The organism is Rhodopseudomonas sp. BR0M22 (assembly GCF_010907035.1).
Classification (GTDB): Bacteria; Pseudomonadota; Alphaproteobacteria; order Rhizobiales; family Xanthobacteraceae; genus Rhodopseudomonas.
The window spans coordinates 71,177-86,557 of record NZ_QUMK01000002.1 but is presented as its reverse complement, the minus strand read 5'-3'; the positions used below and the strand labels follow the sequence as shown (position 1 = coordinate 86,557).

Genomic DNA, 15,381 nt, shown 5'->3' with positions numbered 1-15,381 from the left:
CGCATTGAGCCAGATCATTTCTCCGGACATTCAAGCGTGGCATCGAGGCCTCATTCCGGCCCGAGCATGTTTGTCCGCGAACGTTGCCAAGAGCGTACCATGACCGAGATCGAGATCGCCCAGCAGGTATTGTCCTGCCTGCACCAGACCGAAACGGCCGAACCGGATTCGGCTGTGTCGTCGCTGAAGCGACTGATCAGCTACATCCACGGCGCCGGAAACGTGCATTCCTGCGCTATCGACGAGGCCCGTTCGTCGACCTTCATGGCAATCTGCGAATACGCCAAGGCCCTGCATCGCGGCCTGCCCGCTGACAGCCTCCGTCCCGCCGCGATCGACGCCGCAGAAAAATGGCGTGCGCTGGCAGGTTGAGCCAGCGGCCGATTCTTCCGAGCTGAATCCCGACCGCTACTTGCCGCAGGCTTTGGGCGCGACGAAGCGGTAGAAATACTCTTTGGTCTTGCCGTTGTGAGTACGCAGCACCGGCACGTCGATGCGCTTTTCGTCCGACATTGCCATGGCGGGATAGGCAGCATGGAAATGCGCCGGCACCTGCGGCAGCGTGTAGACCAGCACCGCGCCCTTGTCTTCCAGCTTGCGCGGATCGAACCAGCGGGTCGCCGGAATGAAGTGGACGGTGATCGAGTCGCCCTCCGGCCCCGCGGCGATGCCGATGCCGTACACGGTCTGACGGTCGCCGAGGAAATAGCCCGGACCGCACGCATACTGGCTGCGCCAATCGTTCATGATCAGACGTGCCGCATCCGCGGTCGGCTCCTGCAACCCGCTGTGCGAAGCGGGGCCGAGATAAGCGATCATCACAGCAGCCGAGAGCACGCCGTACAGCCCCGCCAGCGTCCAGCCGGTCTGCCGCTCGCAAGTCTCGCGCCGCGCCTCGTTCCAGCGCAGCAGCGGCGCCAGAGCCGGCACCGCCAGCAGCGAGAACGGCGCGCCGTAGCGAGCGATGTATTCCAGACCGAGCACCACGATCATGCCGAGCAGAGTCAGCATCATCGCGATGTTGACGATCACCAGGAACTTCAACTCGTCGCTGCCCTCGGCGAACCGAGGCACGCGCACCACGATCATCCGCCGCAGACTAGACACCGCGACGATCACCGCGCCCGGCAGCAGCATCGGCAGATAGCCGGCAATAAGCAGCCCAATACGGCGGGCGGTATCGCCGATCGAACCGAAGCCGGTGAAGTGGCGCTCGCCATAGGCGATAGTGCTGCCGAATTTCAGCGCGGCAACGACGTGCGGCAGCAGCAGCACCGTGGCGATCAGCATCGCCAGGTACAGCCCAGGACGCGCCAGACAGCGACGAAACGACGGCAACGCGACGACACCGATCGCCATCGCCAGAAACAGCACCGCCGCGTTGTATTTGGTGAGCGCGGCGATCGCCGCCCACACGCCGAGCAGGATCCAGTCCAGCCAGCGGTTGTCCTGCCGCGCACGCAGGAAGTGATAGATCACCGCCGGCCACGAGGTGAGCTGGAGGATGTCGGCGTTGAGCGCCCAGGATAGCGGCGCGAACACCGCATAGAACGAGGTGCCGGCGAGCACGACCAGATAGGTCGCCATCGCCCGTTCGACCAGGAGCCGCAGGATCGCGTAGAGATACGCGAATCCGATCACCATCAGCACCTGATTGGCGGCGACGATGGCGGTGCCGGATGGCCCGAACAGGCGGTCGACCAAACCGCCGGCCCACACCATCATCGGCGGATGGACCGGTGTGATCAGCGGGAAGTGGCGCCCCCAGGCGACCAGTTCGCGGGTGTCGTAGAGCGGCGTCGGAAATACAATCGCCGCGAGAACCACCGGCAGAACGATCGCCACCGCGAGAATGGCCAGCAGGCTACGGGAGCCCCCCGGCTGCGACACCACAGGTTGCATCAGGGCCGGCCGCCACATTTCTGAAAGTTAATGTGCTCGGGATATGCGGGGGCGGCGCTCAGCTTGTCAACTGAGGCGGCCGACTTCCCCACGTCAGCCGCAGTGTTTGAGACGCGGAAACAAGTCTTTCACGCAATTGTCACAACCAGCGCGTCAGCTCGCGTTCGGTGTCGCCGGATGGAAGGTCAGCGCGTAGCCGTCCATGCAGTAGCGTAACCCCGTCGGCTTGGGGCCGTCGTCGAACACATGGCCGAGATGGCCGCCGCAGCGGCGACAATGCACTTCAGTGCGTGTCATGCCGAGGGTGCTATCGGTACGTTCGCCGACCGCGTTCGGCAGCGGCTGCCAGAAGCTCGGCCAGCCGGTGCCACTATCGAACTTGGTATCGGACGAGAACAGCGGCAGGTCGCAACCGGCGCAGGCGAAAGTGCCCTTGCGATGCTCCTTGAGCAGCGGGCTGGAGAACGGCCGCTCGGTGCCCTCCTCGCGCAGGATATGGTACTGCATCGGCGTCAGCTGCTTGCGCCACTCCTCCGGCGTCTTCTCGATCTCGAACTTTTCGGCCGCTCTGGCGGCATCCGGCCGCAGCCAGCGGAAGCCGAACACGGCAGCGAGGGTGGCGGAAGCGAGCAGCATGCGGCGGTCGATCATGATGGTGTTCCCTGCGTGACGGGCGCGGGCGCCCCGGCGGCACTTCCGTCAGTTACGCAGCCGCAGCACCTCAGGTTACACCGGCGGCAGTGCGGCCCGCTCACATTGTTGCGAGCGAGGATGTCCGGCTATTCGGAGGGTGGCGGAACGGGGCGACGCGCCGCAGCGCTCGAGCGCTCCGCGGCACGCAGCTGTTCGAGACGGGTCCGGCGCTCCTCGCGCTTGATTTCGGCCTGTTCGCTTTTGATCCGCGAGCGGGCAATCGTTCGTTCCCGATATCGCGCCAACGTACCGGCGGCCAGCGCACCCTCCCGCGCAGCCAGATACACGCCTTGTCCGACGATGCGGCCGATTCTGCCTCCAGCCCACACCAGGTCGAACGGCGCAAACAGCCTGACGCGCTCATCGGCATGGGTCAGGCCGCGGACGATCAGCCGGGCGGCGATCGCCGTGGTGGCGAGCCCATTCCGGCCGAATCCGCTGGCAACCCACAGGCCTGGCCGTAATTCGCCGATCTGCGGCATGCCATGGACCGTGACGCCGACCGCAGCGCTGAAGCTGCGATCGATCGCAACCTCATCGAGCTGAGGAAACACGGTCCGGATCCGGCGCCGCACAATCCTCTCCAGCCGCTGCGGGGCAACTTCAAAGGTGGTTTCGCCGCTCGCCCACAACAGCCGGTCGCCGCCAACGATGCGGTAGTGATCGACCCCGCCCGTGTCGGTGATCGAGCCGGCAAAGCCGACCGCATCGGCCAGCCGGCCTCCGAGTGGCGCCGTCAGCACTGCGGCGCGCCACACCGGCAGCAAGGTCTCCGCAATGCGTCGCGACGGCGCCCCCAAATGTACGCTGCCGGCCAGCACGATGTCGGAGGCTCGCAGACGAGCGCTCGGCGTGAAGATCCGCTTGCGGATGCCGGAAAAGTCGATCTCGACGACGGGGGTCTCTTCGAAAATCCGAGCCCCTGCCCGCCGCGCCAGCCGCTCCACCCCGTGCAAGTAACCGCGACCGTCGATCTGGAACGCCGTCGGATAGTAGATGCCGTGGAAATAGCGGTTGGTCCGGAGCACATCGCGAACCTTGTCGGTGGCCCAACCTTCGACTTCGGAGCCGAAATCGACGCCGAGCGTCTGCAGACGCTCAACCAATCGGTCGCCGATATCGACATTGGAGACTTCCAGCGCGCCGTCAGACAGCGCAAGGTCCGGCATCGCCTCGTCGGCGGCGCGGGCGCGGACGATCTCCATGCCCTCGCGCGTCAGCGCCCACAACGCGCTGGCGTGGTCGAGCCCGACGCGATCGATCAGATCGGCGATCGGCACACCGTAGCCAGGCATCACCGTGCCGAGATTGTGCCCCGAAGCCCCCCAGCCGATCCGCCCGCTTTCCAGCACGGCGACGCTGAGGCCGGCCCGCGCGGCTTCCAACGCCACCGACAGCCCGGCCAGCCCGGCGCCGATCACGCACAGATCGACGTCGAGGTCGAAGTTCAGGCGCGCGTGCGGTTCCGTGGCGGTGTCGGCGGCGAAGCCCAGTCCATTGGTCGCACTTGTCGGGAGCGAATCCATGCCGTTTCCTAAAGAGCGCATCCGCAAGCAGGGGTTACGTTTTTGCGAGATACGCGTTCAATACGGACAGCGCAGGCGGTTGTCACCTTGTCCTCGCCGCCGGTCTCGATTAATCCGCAAGCTCCACCCGCTGGAAACAACTCATGCGCCGTCTGATTTTGCTGCGACACGCCAAAACCGAGAGGGATGCGCCGAGCGGCAAGGATCACGATCGCCGTCTGGAAGACCGCGGACGCAGCGACGCCGCCGAGATCGCCGCTTGGCTCGCGGCCGAACATCTGGTCCCCGACCAGGTGCTGATCTCGACCGCCACCCGGACCCGCCAGACCTGGGACGTGCTGTCCGAACTGTTCCCGGCGAGCAGTACGCCGCAGGTCGAGTATCTGCCGGAATTGTACAGCGCGAGTTCCTCTCAATTGCTGCAGGCCATCCACGAGGTCTCGGCCGGCATCAACCGCTTGATGCTGATCGGGCACAATCCCGGGCTGCACGAGCTGGCGCTGGCGCTCACCTGCACCTGCACCTGCAACGAGGCGCAACGCCGACAGATTTCCGGCAGCATGCCGACCGCCGCCGTGGCTGTGATCGATTTTCCGATCGCCGACTGGGCCGATGCATCGTTCGGCACCGGTAAACTGCAACACTTCGTCAATCCGAAAGTGTTGCGCGAGGCGAGCTGACCGAAGACGATCGCTCCGTTCCGGCGATCAGGAGGTAACGGCGATGTTCAAGTCCATCCTCGTGCCAATCGATCTGGTCGAAACCGCATTGGCGCAGCCGGCGATCGCAACGGCGGCGAAGTTGGCGGACAGCTACAACGGCAGAGTACGTCTCCTGCACGTCTCGGCGATCACCCCGGTGATGTTGGCCGAATACGTTCCGGCGGATTTCGACGATCAGCAACGGCAGTCGGCCGAGGCAGCGCTGGCCGAGATCGCGCGCAATTCAGGCGTCCCCTCGCAGCGGCTGTCGACCAGCGTTCGCCAGGGCGGCATCTATCACGAAATTCTCGAAGAGGTCGCGGCGATCAGCGCCGACCTGATCGTGATGAGCTCGCACCGGCCGGCGATGCGCAGCTACTTCCTCGGCTCCAATGCCGGCCACGTCGTCCGCTACGCACCCTGCTCGGTGCTGGTGGTGCGGGAGGGCACATAGCCCGACGCCGAGCGATACAGAACCGCTTTACGGCAGCAGATCCCGCGGCACGTCGTCGAAGGTGTAACGACGCGGGCGATTGCGGCGGATGAAGCCGCCGACCTGCCAGCCGAACAGCAGCGCGAAGCCGGCAAGGAACAACGCGCCCGACCACGATCCGACGGCTACCGCGCGGGCCAGCAGCCCGGTCAGCGCCACAGCAACCAACGCGATCAGCCCCAACGCAGCGGTGTGAACTGCCGGCGGCAGACCGCCGATCAGCTCGGCACGGCTGCCTGCATCGCGCATCCGGCGGTGCAGGTCGAGCACGAACTCCCGGTATGCCTGGTCTTGCGGCGCCATCAGGGCAACGGTTTGCCAGGTGGTCGACAGGATTCGCAGCCGTCCGCCGGTGACATCTTCGATATCGGCACGGTAGCGGCGCGACTGCATCGACACCGGCCGGTAGCTCAACCGCACTTTGGCGACGGTCGCATAAGGCCACACCCCGGCCTTCGGCCCGATCCGCCAGATCAAGCCGTCGTCGCCGAGTTCGAATTGCTGCGCTGCACCGATCAGCGAGGCCTTGTAGGCGTAAGCCGCGCCTGCATCGCCTTGCTGGTCTGAATCGGATCGTGACCTCACAGCCAAAGCACCTCCTGCCCTCCGACGTCATTGCCGGAGCCGGAGCGGCGGCGCAATGCGGCGTTCAGCCCGCGCACGACCGGCTCGCCCGTGCAGCTTGTGGGCGGCAACGCGGTTTTCTACAATCCAAGCCTCGCACGGACCCCGCCATGCCCGACACCAAAGCCGTTCCCTATCCTCGCCACCTGATCCTGGGCGGCGCCCTGATGTCCGGCCTGTTGCTGGCGCTGGCGCTGCATATGCTCGGCCAGCGCATCGGGCTCGATCTCGGCGGGCTGTGGCGGAACGATGCCGGCAGCTTCATGCCGGCGAGTGCAGCGCTGGCGTGGTGGCTGGTCGCGACCGCCGGATTCGCCGGCGGTTACTTCACCGCGAGGCTGATGAACCATGCGGTGGCCGGACAGATTCCACCCCGGCTGCGGCAGTTTCTGATCGCCGTGCTGGTCCTGGTGCTGGCCGCTGCCGGCCAAGCCGCCTCTGCGCCCTCCGCTGTGCCGACCGCCGCGGGCGTCATCGCGGGTTTGGCTACGCTGTTATTGGGCGCCGCGATGGCGTTCTGCGGCGCTTATTTCGCTTTGCGCAAAGTGTGATCGCGCCCCGGGTACGCAAGCTGTTGAAAACACCAAAGGCCGCGCCGATCATCGCGCGGCCTTTGGCCTCATCATGACGTCACAAGATTGTCGCAACCAACTCAGACGGCCGCGCGCAGGTTGATCTGGCTTTCGGCGAGCGTATTGAGCTTTCTGTCCGTCGCTTTTTCTTCGTCGAGCGTCTTCTGCAGCACCGCAGCGCAATCGTTACGGCCGAGCAGCTTCGCCCATGATACCAGGCTGCCGTAGCGCACGATTTCGTAGTGCTCCACCGCCTGAGCTGCATTGATCAATGCGGCGTCGAGAACCTTCTTGTCATCGACCTCACCGGCGGTCTCGTCCGCCTCCTCGATGATGCCGTCGATCGCCGGACATTCGACCGCCTTGGGCCGAACGCCGTGCATCTCGAACACCTGCTCCAGCCGCCTGATATGGCCCTTGGTTTCGTCCAGATGGCTCAGGAACCCCTGCTTCAACATCGGATCGGTGGCCTTGTCGGCCATCTTCGGGATTGCCTTCAACAGCTGCTTCTCGGCGTAGTAGATGTCCTGCAATTGATGCACGAACAGGTCGTCCATCGTCTTGATGTCCTTGGTGAAAAGTCCCATTTCGGTTCCTCTCTGGTTGGCCGGAGAGAGCTGGAAGGCGATCCGCCCGACGCCCTTCCACGGCGTTCGGGTCGTTAACCAGCGGCAGCGATCGCCGTTCCGCGGTTCCTTGGGCGATCATGTCGCGATGGCGCCGGGCGCGCGCGGGCCCTATATGCAGCAGGCTCGGCGAGCATGGGTGCCCCAGACAGGGAACGGCCATGCAGCCGCCGGACGGCTCGTTTGTGCCACGTCAAAGGCGCCGACCGCCGCCCGTCCCATGGATGCGCGATCCGCACGCGACAGTACGGCGGATTGCACGACGGGCCCTTTATGCCCTAAGGAATTGCGTGGATGAGTAAGTCGGACGCTGGTAGCAGGGTCGTGCTGCAGGCGGCGTCCGTCGCGTTGCCGCCCCGCCGGGAGGACGAATGCATCGACTGCTGAGCGCGCTGGGGCGTGGCTTCAAGACGTATATCGGCTGGAAACGCGTCGGTATCGTCGCCAGCATCCTGATTATCGGCTTCGCGATTTCGTCGCTGGTCCGCACCCTCAAAGGGGTCGATCACAACGTCATTTTGACCGCGCTGACCGACAAGAGCCCGGCCCAGATCGGGCTCGCGGCGCTGTGCGTGGTCGGTGCGTTCTGCACCCTGACGTTCTACGATTTCTTCGCGCTGCGCACGATCGGCAAGCTGCACGTCCCTTATCGCATCGCCGCGATGTCGGCGTTTACCTCCTACGTGATAGGCCACAATCTCGGTGCCACGGTGTTTACCGGCGGTGCGATCCGGTTCCGGATCTATTCGGACTACGGCCTGTCGGCGATCGATGTCGCCAAGATCTGCTTCATCTCCGGTCTGACCTTCTGGCTCGGTAACCTGTTCGTGCTCGGGATCGGCATGATCTGGCATCCGGCGGCCGCGAGCGCGATGGACCTGCTGCCCGACCAGATCAACCGGCTGATCGGGGTCGCCTGTCTGGTCGGCATCGCCGCCTATTTCGTCTGGCTGGCGACCGGCAAGAAGCGCCGCGAGCTTGGCCAGAACGGCTGGAAGGTGGTGCTGCCGTCGGCCAAGCTGACACTGGTCCAGGTGCTGATCGGCGTGGTCGATCTCGGCTTCTGCGCGCTGGCGATGTACCTGCTGATGCCGTCGGAGCCGTATATCGACTATGTCTCGCTGGCGGTGGTGTTCATTCTCGCCACCCTGCTCGGCTTCGCCAGCCATGCGCCGGGCAGCCTCGGCGTGTTCGACGCCGCGATGCTGGTGGCGCTGCCGATGTTCGCCCGCGAGGACGTGATCGCGACGCTGCTGATCTACCGCGTGCTGTACTTCCTGCTGCCGTTCGGAGTGGCAATTTCGATCATGGGCATTCGCGAGATCTGGCTGAGCGTGATCAAACCGTGGCGGGAACGCCGCAGCGGCTGCGACGGCCATCCGGCCACTGCGGCCGGGCCCACGCCCGCCGCCGCGCCGGTCCGGGCACCGGTCGCACAGCCGCTGCACCGTACCCCCAAGCTCTGATCGAGAGATTCCTCCGTCGCTGCGGCCGGCCCCATATTTTAGCCTCAACCGCAGCGTCAATGGCCGCGATCCTTGTTGGCCGCGTGGTGACATGTCCCGTTTCCGCTCTTTGGCGTTGTTGTTGCTGCTGACCGGCGCGGCAGGCGCTTGGTCGCCCTCCGCTTTTGCTCAATTCTCGCTGTTCGGCGGCTCGAGCACTCCCGACCAGACCGCCCCCGCCGCTGCGCCGCCCGCAGCAGCGGCACCTGCCGCTGCGCCACCGGTGGCAGCGCCGGCTCCCGCGGCGACGCCGGCAGCGGCCCCACCGGTTGCGGCGGTGCCGGTCACCGACGGCTCGATGCAGATCAGTTGGGAGGTGCGCAACCGCTTCAGGCTGTTCCGGGAAGAACGCGATTTCCGCGAGCAGGTCGACGCGCTCAACGGGCTGACCGTGCTGGCCTCGGAGGAGACTCTCGGACGGCAAAGCGAGGGCCGCGGCTGGGCTCGCAACGTCGTCAATCGGCTGTGCATCGACCTCGCCGGCCGGGTCAACGAACCCTGCACCCGCGACGGCATCAAGGAGAGCTATCTGACGCCGACCGAGCATCCGGTGACGGTACGGCTGACGGGCGCGATCCCGGTCGGCGCGATCTGCGCGTGGACGTTCGACGACGGCGACGGTCCGCGCAACGCCACTCAGGATTGCGCCGAGCCGATCAATTTCCGCGCCCGCTACGGCAAGCCGACGATCGCCACCGTCGACGTCACCAGCGGCGCCGACGCGCCGCTGCGGGTCACCGCCCCAATCCAGGTCCGCGATTTCTTCATCGCCGGCCTCGGCGATTCGATCGGCTCGGGCGAAGGCAACCCGGACCGCGCCATCGCGCTGTCGGATGAAGGCTTCTGCTTCAAATCCTACCTCGGCAGCGGCACCGGCCAGTTCTACCGACCGAGCCGCGCCGGCTTCAAGGGAGGCCGCGCCTGCGAGGCGCCCGACACGCTGGCGAACTGGCAGCGCTATTCGGCGACCTGGTTCAATGCCGCCTGCCACCGCTCGCTCTACAGCTACCAGACCCGCACCGCGCTGGCGCTCGCGGTCCGACATCCGCACATCGCCGTCACTTACCTGCCGCTGGCCTGCACCGGCGCGACCATCAGCGACGGCCTGTTCGGCTCGCAGCGGGCACGGGAGTGTTTCCGCACCAAATCCGGAACAACCTGCCCCGGCAGTGTCGACGGTCAGCTCGGCGAATTGCGCGCCGCGCTCACGGCCGCGCATCGCCGCCAGCCGAACCGCAATCTCGATCTGGTGCTGCTGTCGATCGGCGCCAACGACATCAATTTCTCCGGTCTGGTCGCCGACGTCATCGTCGACTCCCCGACCGAGCGCGCGCTGTTCCGGCGATCCGGCGTGATCGGCTCAGTCGACGAATCCCGCAGCGCGCTGGCCCGCACCCTGCCGCGGGATTTCGCCCGGCTGCGCGAGGCGCTGAAGCCGATGGTCGAGGATCTGTCGCGGGTGGTCTATGTCGCCTATGCCAATCCGGCGCTGGCGAACCGCGGCACGCCCTGCCCTGGCGGTCCGGCCGGGTTCGACATCCATCCCTCGTTCAATGCCGATCCGACCCGGCTCGGCGCGGTGAGTTCGTTCGTCGACAACGAATTCCTGCCGCGGCTGAAAGATCTGGCGCAATGCGCCAACGGGGTGCTGTGCCGCGATCCGTCGTCCGACCGCATGACCTTCGTCGATTCTCATCAGCGGGCGTTCGCCGAGCACGGATTCTGCGCCCGCGCCGCGACCGACCCCGAATTCGATCGCGTCTGCTTCTCGCAGAGCGGCAAGAGCTTCAATCCCGACATCGTCACCGCCGGAAGCTCGCCGATGACCTGCGGCGCCGGGGCGAGCAACTACCGTGCCTATCTGCCGCGCGCGCGCTGGATCCGTGACGCCAACGACAGTTACTTTGCGGCGATGACCTATCCGCAAGGTTTGGCCGCTGCGATTCAGCCGGCCGATATCCACGACGCCACCTGGGGCGTGGTGTCGGCGGTGTACGGCGGAGCGATCCATCCCACCGCCGAAGGCCACGCCGCCATGGCGGACGCCGCGTTGCCGGCAGTGGAATCGGTCTTGTCACTGCAGCCCGGCGGCCCCGACGTCGAGAGCCTGCCGCTGCCGCCGCCGCAAGCGCCAGCGCCCACCGAGAACTGAGTCACCGCACGCTCCCGGTGCGACGGCATCACTTCGCAATACGCGCAGAATGCCGTTGCTCCAGTTCGCCGCACGCTGATCACCAAACACAACCACAGCGTTTAACGCGAGAACCAGTCTCAACTGGAACGGCTCTATTAGGAACTGAATACCGTCATCCCTAACGTGCGCGGCCGTCGGGATCGATTGCTTCTGATCGATCCCGACGCAGTCAAGCACGAAGAAACCTTGGGGACGGCATGCTGAACGACCTGAATTCGCAACGCACGGCAGCGCTACCGCTGGCTTGCGTATCGATCCTGCTCACCGCGCATGTCGCGCAGGCTCAACAACCAGGTCCAAGCAATCCCGCAGCGCCGCGCCCCGCCGTCTCCGCCGACCGTGCATCGTCCGATGCTCAGGCGCTGCCGTCGGTCGTCGTCGATGCACCTCGGCGCAGGACGGTCGCCCGAACACAAAGGAAGCCGGCCGCGCCGGCACAACCGGCCGCGCACAGCCGACGGACCACACGCAACGATCTCGCCGCAGCTCCGGTGCTATCGCTCGGCGCGCAGCGGGCGGCTTCGCCGCCAAGCTACGCCGGCGGCCAAGTCGCGCGCGGCGGCCATCTCGGCCTGCTCGGTAACAAAGACTACATGGCGACGCCGTTCAGCCTGACCAGCTACACCGACCAGACGATCCGCGATCAGCAGGCCACCAGCGTCGCCGAAGTGCTGACCAACAGCGCCCCGTCGGTGCGCGCCGCGATCGGCGCCGGCAACCGCTACGACGCGCTGACGATCCGCGGCTTTCGCGTCGATAACAGCGATTTCGCGCTGAATGGGCTGTATGGCCTCGTGCCAAATTATCGCATCAACCCGGCGCCGATCGCGGGCATCGAGCTGCTGAAGGGTCCCGCCTCTTTCCTGTACGGGATGTCGCCGCGCGGCTCCATCGGCGGCAACGTCAACGTCGTGACCAAGCGCGCCGGCGACGATCCGCTGACCCGCTACACGGCCGGCTACATGTCAGACGCCCGATTCACCAACAACCTCGACGTCTCGCGCCGTTACGGCGATCAGAAACAGTGGGGCGTGCGCGTCAACGGCGCGTTTGAAGGCGGCTGGCCGGCGATCGACGGGCAGTCGATCCGCGACGGAGCCGGCTCCCTCGGCGTCGACTATCGCAGCGAACGGTTCAGGTGGTCGGCCGACCTGCTCTATCAGGACGATTGGCTGAAATCCGGCACGCGCGGCTACGGTCCGGTGCCGGGCATCGTCGTGCCGGCGGCGCCCAATCCGCGGATCAACCTGTCCCAGCCGTTCGACTACTCGCGCTCGCGGAGCATCACCGGCCTGACCCGCGCCGAATACGATCTGACGCCCGACGTCACAGTGTTTGGCGCGATCGGCGGCAATCTGTTCGGCTTCGACAAGCGCGAGTCGCCGGGCCCGACGATTCTCAATTCGGCCGGGGCCGCGCAGTCGACCTCGACGTTTCAAACAGGCAAGACCGACTCGGTCTCCGGCGAAGCCGGCGTAAGGTCGCGCTTCACCACCGGACCGATCGACCATGAAGTCGTCGTCAGCGGCTCCGCGCTGACCCAGACCAACTGGCTTGGACAAACCCGCTACGGCAACTACCTCACCAACATCTACGCCCCGACCATGCTGACCGGCCCCGGTGTGCCAGTGGGGTATTTTCCTGAAGGCAAAGCCAGCAAGCTCGAACTGCGCAGCGCCGGGGTGGCTGACACGCTGTCGGTTCTGAACGGCGCCGTTCAGCTCACCGTCGGCGTCCGCCAGCAGCAGGTGATATCGGACAGCTACGCCGCGATCACCGGCGTCTCCACGGCGGCCTACGATCAGAGCGCGACGTCGCCGTCAGTCGCGCTGGTGGTGCGGCCGCTGCAGTATCTGTCGCTGTATGCCAGCTACATTGAGGGGCTGTCGCCCGGCCCGACCCCGCCGTCCGGCGCCGCCAACCCCAATCAGGTATTCGCGCCGTTCAAAAGCAAGCAGTACGAGGTCGGCACCAAGCTCGATTTCGGCCGGTTCGGCGCCACCCTGGCGGCGTTCCAGATCAGTCAGCCGAACGGCGTGCTCGATCCGGTCAGCAAAAACTTCGGCCTCGACGGCGAGCAGCGCAACCGTGGCATCGAGCTGACGACCTTCGGCGAGGTCGCGACCGGCGTGCGTATTCTCGGAGGCGTGACATGGCTCGATGCACGGCTCACCCAGACCGCGGGCCATCTCAACGACGGCAACCACGCCATTGCGGCGCCCGATCTGCAGAGCAATCTCGGCGTCGAGTGGGACACGCCGTTCGTGCCCGGCCTCACCGCCACGGCCCGCGCGGTGTACACCAGCAAGGCCTATGTCAGCGGCGACAATCTGCAGGATGTGCCGAGTTGGACGACGTTCGACATCGGAGCCCGCTATTTCACCAAGCTGGGCGGCCGACCAACGACGTTCCGGGCCAGCGTGACCAACATCGCCGACAAGCACTACTGGACCGCAAACCCATCCGGTTATCTCATCCTCGGCATGCCGCGCACGCTGTGGTTGTCAATGACGGTGGACTTCTGACCGTGGTGGCAATCGTCGGACCACGTCGTACCGAGGCGGCATCTCGCGTGCCGAAGCCGCACCGACCCGACAATGAAAAGCCCCGCTTCCGACTGATGGGGAAGCAGGGCTCCAGTAACCGTTCAATCCATTTGGGAGACGATGGCGTTTACCTTGCCGGGGCCATTGCGCCGCCCTTGTGGGCCGGCGGCGGCGCCTTCGCCTTTCCGGCCGTCCCGGGAGCAGCGACCGGCTTGCCGGCCTGCGCCGCCTGGGTCGCAGCTTGTTCGGGCATGAACTTAGCAACGATCTCCGGATCGAGTTGAGAGACAGCGCTGTCGGGCAGCCGGAACCAGTCCTCATCCTGGCCGAGCGCGGGCGTCATCAGATAGCCGCGCAACGTCAGGGTCTGTCCATCGGGGCTGACCGTGAGCATCGCCTTCCACACGTCGCCGTTGCGCGGATCGAGGATGTTGCCGTTCTCGTAGACACGGCCCTTCCGCTTCATGTCGCGGATCAGCGAAATGCCCAGGATCGGCTGGTTCTTGCGGTCGTCCTCACACTCGTCGCAAGTCGTCAGGTTGGGTTGCCCGGCTTGCGGAAAGCTCTTGGCGACGACCCCCTCGTACACGTTGTTGCCGCGATCGAGCATCAGCACCCAGACGACCGGCTTGCCGCCGGGCTTGCCGTTGTCGGTGCGCTGCCAAAGGCCTGCGGCGGTGGGTTCCGCGGCAACCGACGGGGCGGCCGCGGATAGCAACAGCGCGAAAGCCGCAAAAGCGGCCCGCGCGACTAATCGGATCGGTCGATGTGTAGTCGGTCGATGTGTGATCATGGCAACACCTGAAACACCGCGATGAGACGACAATATGGCGGATCGATCCGGCAATCCAGTGAGCAGAGCGCGGCGGATCGGGATCTATTTTATGACGCGGCGATGTCCGCCGAAGAGGTAGCAGGGCGTGCGGCGGGAACTCGCTTCGCGGGAGCGAGCGCGGTGCCGAGACAGACAGCCACCGGCAACCAGAGCAGAATATAGAGATAGCTGAGGTCGCTCGGGATGATCTCATAATCGACGGAGCTCGCTGCCAGAGCAGCCGCGAGCAGCGCCAGCGCCGTCACTTCCCCGGTTCGGCGGAACGCGCGCCAGCCGCTCGCCAACGCGGTGAGCGCCACGACTGCGAGCGCCAGTGCCGCAAACACGCCGCCGCGAATGGCCGCACACATAAAGATATTGTGGCCGTTCATCACCTCGATGCCGTTCGGCAGGGTGACCCGGGGATCGAAGGCAAGGCCATAGCCGAACCACGGCTTCAGCGTCACCATGTGCAGATACACCGGCCACAGCTCGAACCGGAGACTGTCCTTCCGCTGAACCAATTCACCCGCAAGCGGCGTCAGCAACGTCGCGACAGCCGCGATCGCAACGAGCCCCGCGATCGCCGCAGAGATCCGCCAATTCGCCGCGAGCAGCACCGCAACACCAATTCCGGCAAGCGCCGCCATCAAGGATCCCCGGCTGCCCGAGAGCAGCACGGCGGCCAGAAGCACCAGCGCAGACACAAACAGCAACATGAATTGCCAGGAGCGCAGCCGGCGCGTCGCCATGATCGCCACCGCGCCGACGCACGGCATCGCGTAGATCAGGCCGACGACGTTGGAATTGTAGTACAGGCTCAGTCCCTTGGTCCCCTGCAATCGCACCGTCAGCATCTCAGAGACCGACCAGTGGCTGAACGAGCCGACATCGCGGATTGCCGCGAGTGCGGCGACCGGCGCGAGCCAAAGAAACAACAAGCGAAGAAAGTCGCCGTCGCGGCTGGCCAGATGAGCCACGATGACGACGAAAGCCAGAACCGCCGCGACGTAGCGGATGTTTTTCCAGAGCAGCGCGGCCGGCACGCCGTCGCCGAGCAGCGACGTAGCGATGATAACGGTCAGGAAAGCGGCCGTCGCGAGGAAGACCCCTGACTTGACGATCGGCGCGAGGCTGCGCAGCGGCAGCGCGGTGATCAGCAGCGTCGGCAGCACCAAGAACCAA

At 65.7% G+C, this 15,381-nt stretch carries 14 protein-coding genes; 7 read left to right on the top strand and 7 right to left on the bottom strand.

The annotated features are described in order from the left end of the window. Nucleotides 1-99 precede the first annotated feature (99 nt). Nucleotides 100-372 carry a hypothetical protein gene (locus tag DY468_RS01140; RefSeq protein ID WP_164601582.1) on the top strand — a complete coding sequence of 91 codons (273 nt, stop codon included), beginning with the start codon at nucleotides 100-102 and terminating at the stop codon, nucleotides 370-372. A gap of 36 nt (nucleotides 373-408) precedes the next feature. Here the strand turns inward: DY468_RS01140 and DY468_RS01135 are convergent, their stop codons facing one another. The 3 genes from DY468_RS01135 to DY468_RS01125 all read right to left on the bottom strand — a co-directional run bounded on the left by DY468_RS01135 (nucleotide 409) and on the right by DY468_RS01125 (nucleotide 4,121). Continuing rightward, the gene (locus tag DY468_RS01135) at nucleotides 409-1,902 is read right to left on the bottom strand and encodes a glycosyltransferase family 39 protein (protein WP_164601580.1); all 1,494 of its coding nucleotides are present in this window, start codon (nucleotides 1,900-1,902) and stop codon (nucleotides 409-411) included. A gap of 153 nt (nucleotides 1,903-2,055) precedes the next feature. Then, nucleotides 2,056-2,553: a peptide-methionine (R)-S-oxide reductase MsrB gene (gene msrB, locus DY468_RS01130; protein WP_164601578.1), complete on the bottom strand. Its 498-nt coding sequence runs from the start codon at nucleotides 2,551-2,553 to the stop codon at nucleotides 2,056-2,058. A gap of 128 nt (nucleotides 2,554-2,681) precedes the next feature. Beyond that, a complete protein-coding gene (locus tag DY468_RS01125; RefSeq protein ID WP_164601576.1) occupies nucleotides 2,682-4,121 on the bottom strand; it encodes an NAD(P)/FAD-dependent oxidoreductase in 1,440 nt (479 codons plus the stop codon). 143 nt (nucleotides 4,122-4,264) lie between these two features. Between DY468_RS01125 and DY468_RS01120 the strand changes: the two genes are divergently transcribed. After that, entirely contained in the window at nucleotides 4,265-4,801 is a 537-nt protein-coding gene (locus tag DY468_RS01120) for a SixA phosphatase family protein (protein ID WP_164601574.1), read from the top strand. 43 nt (nucleotides 4,802-4,844) lie between these two features. After that, complete coding sequence (locus DY468_RS01115) at nucleotides 4,845-5,276, top strand: universal stress protein (protein WP_164601572.1); 432 nt, start codon at nucleotides 4,845-4,847, stop codon at nucleotides 5,274-5,276. A 27-nt stretch (nucleotides 5,277-5,303) separates the two neighbouring features. On the opposite strand, the gene DY468_RS01110 is transcribed toward DY468_RS01115, so the two are convergent. After that, nucleotides 5,304-5,900, bottom strand: coding sequence for a hypothetical protein (locus DY468_RS01110; protein WP_164601570.1), 597 nt, complete (start codon nucleotides 5,898-5,900; stop codon nucleotides 5,304-5,306). Nucleotides 5,901-6,049: 149 nt separating this feature from the next. Between DY468_RS01110 and DY468_RS01105 the strand changes: the two genes are divergently transcribed. Continuing rightward, nucleotides 6,050-6,490 carry a hypothetical protein gene (locus DY468_RS01105; protein ID WP_164601568.1) on the top strand — a complete coding sequence of 147 codons (441 nt, stop codon included), beginning with the start codon at nucleotides 6,050-6,052 and terminating at the stop codon, nucleotides 6,488-6,490. Between the two features lie 101 nt (nucleotides 6,491-6,591). On the opposite strand, the gene DY468_RS01100 is transcribed toward DY468_RS01105, so the two are convergent. Then, on the bottom strand, nucleotides 6,592-7,098 hold the full coding sequence (locus DY468_RS01100; protein WP_164601566.1) for a YciE/YciF ferroxidase family protein: 507 nt from the start codon (nucleotides 7,096-7,098) through the stop codon (nucleotides 6,592-6,594). Nucleotides 7,099-7,508: 410 nt separating this feature from the next. Between DY468_RS01100 and DY468_RS01095 the strand changes: the two genes are divergently transcribed. The 3 genes from DY468_RS01095 (at nucleotide 7,509) to DY468_RS01085 (ending at nucleotide 13,361) form a co-directional block, all read left to right on the top strand. Further along, a complete protein-coding gene (locus tag DY468_RS01095) occupies nucleotides 7,509-8,603 on the top strand; it encodes a putative bifunctional lysylphosphatidylglycerol flippase/synthetase (protein WP_164601564.1) in 1,095 nt (364 codons plus the stop codon). A gap of 91 nt (nucleotides 8,604-8,694) precedes the next feature. Then, nucleotides 8,695-10,794 (top strand): SGNH/GDSL hydrolase family protein, encoded by a 2,100-nt coding sequence (locus DY468_RS01090; protein ID WP_164601563.1) that lies wholly within the window; start codon nucleotides 8,695-8,697, stop codon nucleotides 10,792-10,794. A 533-nt stretch (nucleotides 10,795-11,327) separates the two neighbouring features. Then, nucleotides 11,328-13,361, top strand: a complete 2,034-nt coding sequence (locus tag DY468_RS01085; RefSeq protein WP_205511763.1) for a TonB-dependent receptor — start codon at nucleotides 11,328-11,330, stop codon at nucleotides 13,359-13,361. 148 nt (nucleotides 13,362-13,509) lie between these two features. On the opposite strand, the gene DY468_RS01080 is transcribed toward DY468_RS01085, so the two are convergent. Continuing rightward, nucleotides 13,510-14,175: a DUF2147 domain-containing protein gene (locus DY468_RS01080; RefSeq protein WP_164601559.1), complete on the bottom strand. Its 666-nt coding sequence runs from the start codon at nucleotides 14,173-14,175 to the stop codon at nucleotides 13,510-13,512. A gap of 89 nt (nucleotides 14,176-14,264) precedes the next feature. After that, entirely contained in the window at nucleotides 14,265-15,371 is a 1,107-nt protein-coding gene (locus DY468_RS01075; RefSeq protein ID WP_349644224.1) for an O-antigen ligase family protein, read from the bottom strand. Nucleotides 15,372-15,381: the final 10 nt, after the last annotated feature.

Coding starts and splice junctions, on each gene's coding strand:
- DY468_RS01100 (WP_164601566.1), bottom strand. CDS start 7,098: ATGGGACTTTTCACCAAGGACATCAAGACGATGGACGACCTGTTCGTG.
- DY468_RS01115 (WP_164601572.1), top strand. CDS start 4,845: ATGTTCAAGTCCATCCTCGTGCCAATCGATCTGGTCGAAACCGCATTG.
- DY468_RS01090 (WP_164601563.1), top strand. CDS start 8,695: ATGTCCCGTTTCCGCTCTTTGGCGTTGTTGTTGCTGCTGACCGGCGCG.
- DY468_RS01080 (WP_164601559.1), bottom strand. CDS start 14,175: ATGATCACACATCGACCGACTACACATCGACCGATCCGATTAGTCGCG.
- DY468_RS01140 (WP_164601582.1), top strand. CDS start 100: ATGACCGAGATCGAGATCGCCCAGCAGGTATTGTCCTGCCTGCACCAG.
- DY468_RS01105 (WP_164601568.1), top strand. CDS start 6,050: ATGCCCGACACCAAAGCCGTTCCCTATCCTCGCCACCTGATCCTGGGC.
- DY468_RS01135 (WP_164601580.1), bottom strand. CDS start 1,902: ATGCAACCTGTGGTGTCGCAGCCGGGGGGCTCCCGTAGCCTGCTGGCC.
- DY468_RS01120 (WP_164601574.1), top strand. CDS start 4,265: ATGCGCCGTCTGATTTTGCTGCGACACGCCAAAACCGAGAGGGATGCG.
- msrB (WP_164601578.1), bottom strand. CDS start 2,553: ATGATCGACCGCCGCATGCTGCTCGCTTCCGCCACCCTCGCTGCCGTG.
- DY468_RS01095 (WP_164601564.1), top strand. CDS start 7,509: ATGCATCGACTGCTGAGCGCGCTGGGGCGTGGCTTCAAGACGTATATC.
- DY468_RS01125 (WP_164601576.1), bottom strand. CDS start 4,121: ATGGATTCGCTCCCGACAAGTGCGACCAATGGACTGGGCTTCGCCGCC.